Raw genomic sequence first — 9,441 nt, 5'->3', positions numbered from 1 at the left:
CCCCGGACCCGCCGCTGATTTCTGACTGACACCGCCCCTGTAGGAGCCGGCTTGCCGGCTCCTACAGGGTTTCGTGTTGCCTGGCTGATTTTGCACAACGCTCAAACCACATCCCGACTTTTAAGATTGACCCGGCAACTTTATTTCGTTTGCCCGGCACCACTGCTCGCGGCTTAGATAAAAAGAAGCATCCCTTCTTCAGAGTCGGTCATCCATGAGCAGCGAAACCATCAGCCGGTCGATCAACATCGTGCACCCCGTCACGCTCAGCCACGGCAAAAATGCCGAGGTCTGGGACACCGAGGGCAAACGCTACATCGACTTTGTCGGCGGCATCGGCGTGTTGAACCTCGGCCATTGCCACCCGCGCATCGTCGAGGCCATCCGCGAACAAGCCACCCGGTTGACGCACTACGCGTTCAACGCCGCCCCGCACGTGCCTTACCTCGAACTCATGGAGCGTCTGGCCGCGTTCATCCCGGTGGACTACCCGGTCAGCGGCATGCTCACCAACAGCGGCGCGGAAGCGGCGGAAAACGCCCTGAAGATCGTCCGGGGTGCGACCGGTCGCACGGCCGTCATCGCTTTCGACGGCGCCTTCCACGGGCGCACCCTCGCCACTCTCAACCTCAATGGCAAAGTCGCGCCTTACAAGCAGAAGGTCGGCGTGTTGCCTGGTCCGGTGTTCCACTTGCCCTACCCGAGCAAGGACAACAGCGTGACCTGCGCCGAAGCGTTGAAGGCGATGGATCGGCTGTTCAGCGTCGAGATCGATGTCGACGACGTGGCGTGCTTTATCGTCGAGCCTGTGCAGGGTGAAGCCGGTTTCCTGGCGATGGATGTCGAGTTCGCTCAGGCCTTGCGCAAGTTCTGTGATGAAAAGAACATCCTGCTGATCGCCGATGAAATCCAGTCCGGCTTCGGCCGCACCGGCCAGCGGTTTGCGTTCTCGCGACTGGGCATCGAGCCGGACCTGATCCTGCTGGCCAAAAGCATTGCCGGCGGTATGCCGCTGGGCGCGGTAGTCGGGCGCAAGTCGCTGCTCGACACCTTGCCCAAGGGCGGACTGGGCGGCACTTATTCGGGCAATCCGATCGCCTGCGCCGCTGCGTTGGCGACGTTGGATGAAATGACCGACGCCAACCTGCACGCCTGGGGTTCGCAGCAGGAAGAAGCGATCGTCAGCCGCTACGAAGCCTGGCGAGCCAACAAGGTTTCCCCTTATCTCGGACGCCTGACCGGTGTCGGCGCCATGCGCGGCATCGAACTGGCCAACGCCGACGGCACACCCGCCCCGGCGCAGCTGACACAACTGTTGGCCCTGGCCCGTGAAGCGGGGTTGCTGCTGATGCCTAGCGGCAAGTCGCGGCACATCATCCGGCTGCTGGCGCCGTTGACCACGGAGGCGGCGGTGCTGGAAGAAGGCCTCGACATCCTGGAAGCGTGCCTGAAAAAGCTGACCTGATCACTGAACCCATGTGGGAGCGAGCCTGCTCGCGATGGAAGACAGGGCACCGCGTGGCGTCAGGTTGCCAGCGTTATCGTTGACGTCCTTCGCGAGCAGGCTCGCTCCCACAATGAAATGTGATCAGCCATGGAATCGTGGACAAAAAAAACCGGCCGAAGCCGGTTTTTTTTTCATTTCAACAGAATCAGAACGAAGCGTTCTGCAGACCGTCGAGGTAACGCTCGGTGTCCAGTGCCGCCATGCAGCCAGCGCCGGCCGAGGTGATCGCTTGACGGTAAACGTGGTCAGCCACGTCACCGGCGGCGAAGATGCCTTCAACGTTGGTCGCGGTCGCATTGCCTTCACGGCCGCCGTGCACCACCAGGTAACCGTCTTTCAATGTCAGCTGGCCTTCGAACAGCGAGGTGTTCGGGGTGTGGCCGATGGCGATGAACACGCCGTCGACTTTCAGCTCGTCGAAGCTGCCGTCGTTGTTCTTCAGGCGAGCACCGGTCACGCCCATGTTGTCGCCCAGGACTTCGTCCAGGTTCGAGTTCAACTTCAGGATGATCTTGCCTTCGGCAACGCGAGCATTGAGCTTGTCGATCAGGATCTTCTCGGCGCGGAAGGTTTCGCGACGGTGGATCAGGGTCACGGTGCTGGCGATGTTGGCCAGGTACAGGGCTTCTTCGACAGCGGTGTTACCGCCACCGACCACGGCCACTGGCTTGTTGCGGTAGAAGAAACCGTCGCACGTCGCGCAGGCCGAAACGCCTTTGCCCATGAACGCTTCTTCCGATGGCAGGCCCAGGTAGCGAGCGCTGGCGCCGGTGGCGATGATCAGGGCGTCGCAGGTGTAAGTCGCGCTGTCGCCGGTCAGGGTGTAAGGCTTGGCGGCGAAGTCCACGGCATTGATGTGATCGAAAACGATCTCGGTTTCAAAGCGCTCGGCGTGCTCACGCATCCGCTCCATCAACGCCGGGCCGGTCAGACCGTGGACATCGCCCGGCCAGTTGTCGACTTCGGTGGTGGTGGTCAGTTGACCGCCGGCTTGCATACCGGTGATCAGCAGTGGCTTGAGGTTGGCACGGGCGGCATAGACCGCGGCGCTGTAACCGGCAGGGCCGGAACCGAGAATAATCACTCGCGAATGACGGACTTCAGACATGACCTGCTCCTGTTGACCGGCCCGGAATACCTGGCGCGGAACGCCGGGTTGCCGGCGGGAATAAAAAAGGACCGTTGAAAGCACTTGGGGAAGGCTTGAACTCGACAGTCCTGTAAAAAGATTGGGTGCAGCGTATCGAGGGGGCGAAGATTAAGGAAATACGGTTTAACAATCCAGCTCATAGGCGGTCTCTATCCCGTCACGGCCAATATATAGACGCCTTTGTTACTGTTGATGTCGATGCTGCGACCGCGCTTTCGCCCGTAAGGCAAAGCCGGTAAGGTCGGCGCGTTTCCCTTCTGCTCGGAGCTCGATATGCCCGCCCCTGTTCTGTCCGGCCCGCAATACCTGCGCGAAGGCCTCAAGCTGGTCCTCAGCCCCAGCCTGCGTTTATTCGTGTTGCTGCCGCTGGCAATCAATCTGGTGCTGTTCGTCGGATTGATCTATCTGGCCGGCCATCAATTCAGTCTGTGGGTCGATACGCTGATGCCGTCTCTGCCCAACTGGCTGAGTTTTCTCAGCTACATCCTCTGGCCGATTTTCGTGGTGCTGGTGGTGTTGATGGTGTTCTTCACCTTCACCATGCTCGCCAACGTCATCGCTGCGCCGTTCAACGGTTTTCTCGCGGAGAAAGTCGAAGTGGTGGTGCGCGGCACCGACGACTTCCCGGCTTTCAGCTGGAGTGAACTGATCGCCATGATCCCGCGTACCCTCGCCCGGGAAATGCGCAAACTCGGCTACTTCCTGCCGCGGGCGATCGGGCTGTTCATCCTCTCGTTCATCCCGGTGGTGAACATCATCGCCGCACCGCTGTGGCTACTGTTCGGCGTATGGATGATGGCGATCCAGTACATCGACTACCCGGCGGACAACCACAAGCTGGGCTGGAACGAGATGCTCGCCTGGCTGCGTGAGAAGCGCTGGCAGAGCATGAGCTTCGGCGGGAGTGTTTACCTGGTGCTGCTGATTCCGGTGGTCAATATCCTGATGATGCCGGCGGCAGTGGCCGGCGCGACATTATTCTGGGTGCGAGAGCGTGGAGTAGAAAACCTCACCGCCAAACTTCGTTAGGTACTTGCTTTTCGTTGTTATCCGCGCGCGGCAATAACTGTGCCCAGAATAATCAGGCCAACGCCCATTGATTTCTGGAGTGTCATTGGCTCACTTAGAATCCAACCACTTAAAAGCAAAACGACAACGAAGTTCAAGCTCATAAATGGATAGGCGTGACTAAGATCAAACTTGGTCATCGCCGCCATCCAGGCTAACGATGCTAAAAATCCCGCGGCGAACCCTGAAACAATCGCCGGATCCAAAAACAGCAAAAAAAGAAATTTAATTTTTTGAGTTGTGTCAGAGGGGAATGCACCGTAGTGAGAGATTCGCCATTTAAGAATAAGTTGCCCATAGACGGTCAGCAGGATGGTTGCAAATATATACACATAATCGAATATACGAGCCATCAGCCTCTCTCCAGCACAGCCAGGCCGAAGCCGGTTTTACCATAGCCATTACCGTTATAAAGCATGTACCGACTTCCCTTATGATCAAACACAAACGGGTATTCGATCATCTCGCTATCCCAGCCTTCCGATGAAACATCGATAGCGGCTTCCTCCAGCGCCAATCGCCATTGCTTGCCTTCGTCAGTGGTTGCGTAGCCGATACGATAGGTTTCCCCGGCTCCGCTGCGATAGGAGAACCACATCTCCAATCCACCCAGATGGTTTTTTGCGACGGTTGGGCGCGAAAACGCTTGAGCGACTCCAAGTTCGAAGGGGATTGCCAAGCCGTTACGCTTCCAGTTCTCGCCATCAAGGGAATGCGCCGAGTTGATCACATGAATCATTTCTCCGTTACCCGAATCCCAAGTACGGGTCGATCCATACCACATGTCATACCCGCCGTTTCCGTCTTCACGCACCCACGGGTAAGAAAGGCTTATAGGATCGTCTTTATCAGCGCTCATGAACGGATTTTTGCTATCAAGCGTCAGCGTAGTATCCGCATTGACAACTAACCTGCCGACATCCCCCCTCCAATGCTGATCAATTGGCGCCTGCCACCCCATGAAAAGCATGTATTGCACGCCATCCACCGTGTAGCAGTTACCAATGCTTATACCATCAGCGTAAAAACTGCCTTTCGGTCCGTGTTCCATGAAAGGTGAAGGGTGTTCTTTGATGACTTTTCGTTTTTCAATATCGATATCCACAGCCCCAACGGAGGAGCGGTTATCAGAATCCCGACCACTGAAAAATACCCGAAAGACATCATCGTGCAGATGTACCGGTAACGGGTTGGCGGCATGAGATAATAACTTGGGATGACGCGCATCACCCTCGACAAAAAATAATTGCCCGAGCTTTTTCCATGTCGACTTCATAGTTTTCTCAGCTTGCTGCTGGGAACTTTAGAGCGCTCAGTCGCCGTGCCGATAAAGACACCCTCCTGTTCAGCGTTTGCTAACAGCAGTGCACCTGCACCAACGACGCACTTGTCCTCGACCGTTATATGATCACGAAGAGTCGCATTGACCCCGATAAAACACTGCTCGCCGATATGCACACCACCAGAAACAACTACATGGGATGCGATAAACGTATGATCCTGAATCGTAGAGTGGTGACCAATATGGTTACCGCTCCACAAAGTAATATTATTGCCAATATTAACGAATGGCTGAATGGTATTGTCTTCAAGAATAAAACAATTGTCGCCAATCCGGCCTTCATTGAGCACCGTGGCATGACTGCTTATGTAACTGGCAAGCGTGTAGCCGAGCGCCTTGGCTGCAAGATATTTTTCTTTGCGCACTGCATTGAGCTTCGAGTAGCTCAGGGCAATAAACAGCTCGTGACTGTGCGTTGGGTAGTGCTCGGCTACGTCTTCGAATGCAACGACTGGCAGACCACAGAAAGTAGGCGCCTCGATATAACTACCGTCCACAGTGAAAGCAACAATCTCATAAGCGGAGTCTGTACTAAAATAAAAGTGGGCCAGCTGCGCAATATCGCCAGAGCCGAAAATCACTAATTTTTTTTTCATCACATTTTCCTTACAAGAATAGTGAATTCGTACAACCCATAATCGTGCAGAAGGGCTACATGACGAGAGTAACGCCGCTTGCATATATCAAATAACAGGCAAGGATCGGCGTAGTACAGATCATCTCGCTTCTTATCTTCGTCAGAGTAGGAGGTGAGGCAATTAAAAGAGAACCCCAGACGACTTGTTCGATCCAGAACATCCAGTGTTTTTTCAAGATAGCTCAGCCACTCGTCGTCTGAACGACCCAGGCGAACATTAAAAATACCACTGGCAACGCCATAGTCAGCGACAGAGTCGGGCTCGGACCCGGCAATGAATCGAACACCGGACAGTTTTGCGTAACGCTGTTCGGCGGCCTGAATCATCTCTTTTGAAACATCTATACCAAGATATGAAAATTTCTGAGGCTTGTTATTTAAGTAGTCAACCAGCGCACCGTAGCCACATCCCAGATCATTGACAGTACAGTCCTGCGGGCCATCGATTACTTTGCAGAGTTGCTCGAAACGCAGCGCCTGGCCCTGTTCACCATTCCAGTCCACCCCATTCGGTGTCTCGCCATGCAGTGCAAGCTTGCTCGAGTAATAGCTCGCTACTTCATCAAGGAGCTCAGTTTTGTCGCTGTGCATAAATCTGCCTCACGATAGTGTAGGGGCGCTGTTTTGACTCGGAAAATATCTTGGAAAGATAGATCCCCACGACACCGATAAACGAAATTATCATGCCGCCAAGTAGCCAGATAGAGGCCATGACCGACGTCCAGCCGCTCATTGGCTTTGCGAGAAACATCCAGTGCGCCGTCAAATAAACAATATAAAGTAGTGCAAAAAACGAAATAGACACACCTATATAAAAAATACCAATCAATGGCGCATTGCTGAACGATGTTACCGAATTCACCAATATAGACATTTTTCTTCTGAGTGTATAAGTCGTCTGACTGGTATTGCTCTTTTTGACCGTCTGCGGCTGCTGTTCAAACCCGGTAATATGCCAAAGACCGGCAATAAATACCTCTCGTTCCTTATGGCGCAGTAAAGCGTCCACGTAGCGACGAGTCATTAATCTTGCAGTGACAATATTCTCTGGCAGGGCGAGTCCAGTCAGGGCTTGAAAGAAACGATAGAACCACCGGCCGCTCCATCGCTCAAACCAGCCGCCTTTGCGCTGCTCCTGCACTCCGTAAACAACATCACAGGCGGTCTGATTGATTTGCTGGTCAAAGCTGAGCAAGCACTCCGGCTCTTCTTCCAGATCGCTGTCAATCAGGAATATTTTTTCGCCTTTTGCGTGGGAGAGCCCCGTCATCATGGCCTTATGATGGCCGAAATTACGGGAGAGATCGATAAGTACGACATGATGGTCTCGTTCAGTGAGCGAGATAGCGATATCAAGACTGTTATCGGGAGATCCATCATTCACCAGCAGGATCTCATAATCATCCCCTGCAAGCGTCATCGCGACAGCACTCACGCGCGAATGAAACTCCTCTATGTAAGAGGCTGACTGATAAAGAGTGGCTACGATTGAGAGCTTCATGGAGCAACATGCCTCATTTGGCGATGAGCGTCTTTTCCACAATTAAAAAGCAGGTCAAGGACCGTGACGCCATGGGTAAACTCGCCCCATAACTGCGAATACTCCGGATAACCTGAGTAATCGAACCAGGTTAACTTTATATTCATCGCTTCAAATACAGCTTCATCAACGTAGTCCTTGGCAGATGGCCCGGAGACGTACTCGCTCCCCCCAGCCTGTGCACAAAGATTGGCAAGGCGTTCCGTCTTACCGTCGACCAACTCATAATCCGATGAACGACTAATAACTGTCTTGATTTCCAGGTAATCGCAAATAGCCTGAATAAATCGCTGATTAAGCTCTGAAATATGAGTATAACTTTCATTCAGATAAAGCGGCTCAAGCCATTTTGCAATTTCATTGAAGTGCGGAGCGCGACTGTAATTTTGAACCAGAGACTTCCAATGTGAAGCGGCCCAGTCAACACCATCTATCTCAGTTTCCCTGATCTTCTGATGATATTTTCCTTTCACTAAAACTGGCACGGTCAACCATTGCACACCTTGCGGGGTTTTAATCTGATTACGATTTCGCCAATCACGCCGAGTATATTGCATGTCATCATAGAGAATGAACTCATCCACTGATGCGATCATGTCAAAATACCCTTTCCAAGGGATGTAGTTGGATTGAAGTATCGCGACTTTTTTCAACGCACTGTTCCCTGGCGACGGTGAATCTTCATTGAGAAATGTAATTGTGAAGTAGAACGAGCACTTAGACGCACAGCAATATCACTACACAATTTTTAAGGCTGTCATATTAATCTGCAATGGGGGGAAGCGTCACCCTTTTCATGGTTTTTTGCCTCAGCAAACGCTCGAACGAGTTAACGTTTTGTGGATGCGACGCTAGCCCACGCCCATCCTCAGTCGCCCGGCCAAATGACATTCAATGCTCGTGCGGTCACAAATCCATCATCAAAACGCCACAACGACGACATGGCCCCAACCGACACTGAGGTCATGACGACAGCTCTGCATATCACCCTGATCACCGAAACCTTCCCTCCCGAAATCAACGGCGTGGCCAATACCCTTGGCCGCTTGTGCGACGGTTTGCGCGCGCGCGGGCATCAGGTTGAACTGGTGCGGCCACGCCAGGGTTGCGATCAGCAGCTGGGCAGCGACGATGAATTGCTGCTGTGCCGGGGCTGGCCGCTGCCGGGGTATCCGGGTTTGCAATGGGGTCAGTCGTCGATGCACAAGCTGCTGCGACGCTGGAAGCGCCAGCGCCCGGACGTGCTGTACATCGCCACGGAAGGACCGCTGGGCTTGTCCGCGTTGCGCGCGGCACGGCGCCTGGGGATTTCGGTGGTCAGCGGTTTTCACACCAACTTCCAGCAGTACTCCAATCAGTACGGGCTCGGATTGCTCACGCGCCTGCTGACCCACTACCTGCGCTGGTTTCACAATCGCTCGACCCTGACGCTGGTGCCGAGTGTCAGCCAGCGAATGGAGCTGGAGCGCCGGCATTTCGAGCGGCTGGCATTGCTGTCCCGCGGGGTCGACAGTCAGTTGTTCCACCCGACCAAACGGCTGCAATCGTTGCGTGAGCAATGGGGCCTGAGCGAGAAGGACATCGCAGTCATCCACGTAGGACGCCTGGCACCGGAGAAGAACCTTGGTTTGCTCAAGCGCTGTTTCGACACGTTGAAAGCGACTTATCCACAGCGAATCCTAAAGCTGATCATCGTCGGTGACGGTCCGCAACGAGTGGCTCTGGAACAGGAACTGCCCGAAGCGATTTTCTGTGGCACTCAGCGCGGCGAGGCCCTGGCCAGCCACTATGCGTCAGGGGATGTGTTTTTGTTTCCGAGCATGACCGAAACCTTCGGCAATGTGGTGCTTGAGGCACTCGCGTCAGGGTTGGGCGTGGTGGCCTACGATCAGGCTGCGGCGGCGCAGCATATTCGCCATGGCTACAACGGCGTGCTGGCGATGCCGGGGGATGAGGAAGCGTTCAGCGATGCCGCGGTGTGGCTGTTGGAGAAGCGCGAAACCTTGCGATGCGTAAGGCTCAATGCGCGCCAGCATGCGAGTCGGCAGGGTTGGGCAGCGATTATCGAGCAGTTCGAGGGGCAGTTGCGGGGGGCTTGTTCGCAGGAACAGGTTTTGCCTGATGTGGCTTTGTTGCCTTAAAAGCTTCGCGGGCAAGCCTCGCTCCTACAGGGACTTGCGTTCCGGCACATACCCTG

General features: G+C 54.5%; 10 protein-coding genes. 3 read left to right on the top strand and 7 right to left on the bottom strand.

Translation table 11 applies throughout. The annotated features are described in order from the left end of the window. The first annotated feature begins 214 nt into the window (after positions 1 to 214). Complete coding sequence (locus KGB27_RS29765) at positions 215 to 1,465, top strand: aspartate aminotransferase family protein (RefSeq protein ID WP_223557287.1); 1,251 nt, start codon at positions 215 to 217, stop codon at positions 1,463 to 1,465. A gap of 187 nt (positions 1,466 to 1,652) precedes the next feature. Here KGB27_RS29765 and trxB read toward each other — a convergent pair whose 3' ends face one another. Next, entirely contained in the window at positions 1,653 to 2,615 is a 963-nt protein-coding gene (gene trxB / locus KGB27_RS29760) for a thioredoxin-disulfide reductase (RefSeq protein ID WP_008026963.1), read from the bottom strand. 315 nt (positions 2,616 to 2,930) lie between these two features. Here trxB and cysZ point away from each other — a divergent pair, with 315 nt between their 5' ends. After that, positions 2,931 to 3,686: a sulfate transporter CysZ gene (gene cysZ / locus KGB27_RS29755; protein WP_223557286.1), complete on the top strand. Its 756-nt coding sequence runs from the start codon at positions 2,931 to 2,933 to the stop codon at positions 3,684 to 3,686. Positions 3,687 to 3,703: 17 nt separating this feature from the next. Here cysZ and KGB27_RS29750 read toward each other — a convergent pair whose 3' ends face one another. The 6 genes from KGB27_RS29750 to KGB27_RS29725 are packed head-to-tail and all read right to left on the bottom strand — an operon-like array spanning position 3,704 to position 7,897. Continuing rightward, a complete protein-coding gene (locus KGB27_RS29750) occupies positions 3,704 to 4,078 on the bottom strand; it encodes an EamA family transporter (protein ID WP_192227743.1) in 375 nt (124 codons plus the stop codon). Beyond that, positions 4,078 to 5,001 carry a hypothetical protein gene (locus tag KGB27_RS29745; protein ID WP_008037351.1) on the bottom strand — a complete coding sequence of 308 codons (924 nt, stop codon included), beginning with the start codon at positions 4,999 to 5,001 and terminating at the stop codon, positions 4,078 to 4,080. Before KGB27_RS29745 ends, KGB27_RS29750 begins: the two co-directional genes overlap by 1 nt. Beyond that, positions 4,998 to 5,663 (bottom strand): acetyltransferase, encoded by a 666-nt coding sequence (locus tag KGB27_RS29740; protein WP_223557285.1) that lies wholly within the window; start codon positions 5,661 to 5,663, stop codon positions 4,998 to 5,000. The genes KGB27_RS29745 and KGB27_RS29740 overlap by 4 nt, the downstream gene beginning before the upstream one ends. Further along, the gene (locus tag KGB27_RS29735) at positions 5,663 to 6,295 is read right to left on the bottom strand and encodes a class I SAM-dependent methyltransferase (protein ID WP_008037355.1); all 633 of its coding nucleotides are present in this window, start codon (positions 6,293 to 6,295) and stop codon (positions 5,663 to 5,665) included. The genes KGB27_RS29740 and KGB27_RS29735 overlap by 1 nt, the downstream gene beginning before the upstream one ends. Beyond that, the gene (locus tag KGB27_RS29730) at positions 6,276 to 7,205 is read right to left on the bottom strand and encodes a glycosyltransferase family 2 protein (protein WP_223434782.1); all 930 of its coding nucleotides are present in this window, start codon (positions 7,203 to 7,205) and stop codon (positions 6,276 to 6,278) included. The genes KGB27_RS29735 and KGB27_RS29730 overlap by 20 nt, the downstream gene beginning before the upstream one ends. Further along, positions 7,202 to 7,897: a WbqC family protein gene (locus KGB27_RS29725; protein WP_032832353.1), complete on the bottom strand. Its 696-nt coding sequence runs from the start codon at positions 7,895 to 7,897 to the stop codon at positions 7,202 to 7,204. The genes KGB27_RS29730 and KGB27_RS29725 overlap by 4 nt, the downstream gene beginning before the upstream one ends. A 288-nt stretch (positions 7,898 to 8,185) precedes the next feature. Here KGB27_RS29725 and KGB27_RS29720 point away from each other — a divergent pair, with 288 nt between their 5' ends. After that, positions 8,186 to 9,385 (top strand): glycosyltransferase family 4 protein, encoded by a 1,200-nt coding sequence (locus KGB27_RS29720; RefSeq protein WP_223557284.1) that lies wholly within the window; start codon positions 8,186 to 8,188, stop codon positions 9,383 to 9,385. Positions 9,386 to 9,441: the final 56 nt, after the last annotated feature.

Origin of the sequence: Pseudomonas sp. BF-R-01, from assembly GCF_019946615.1 — a bacterium.
GTDB classification, from domain to species: domain Bacteria; phylum Pseudomonadota; class Gammaproteobacteria; order Pseudomonadales; family Pseudomonadaceae; genus Aquipseudomonas; species Aquipseudomonas migulae.
This window is presented reverse-complemented; position numbering and strand designations above follow the sequence as displayed.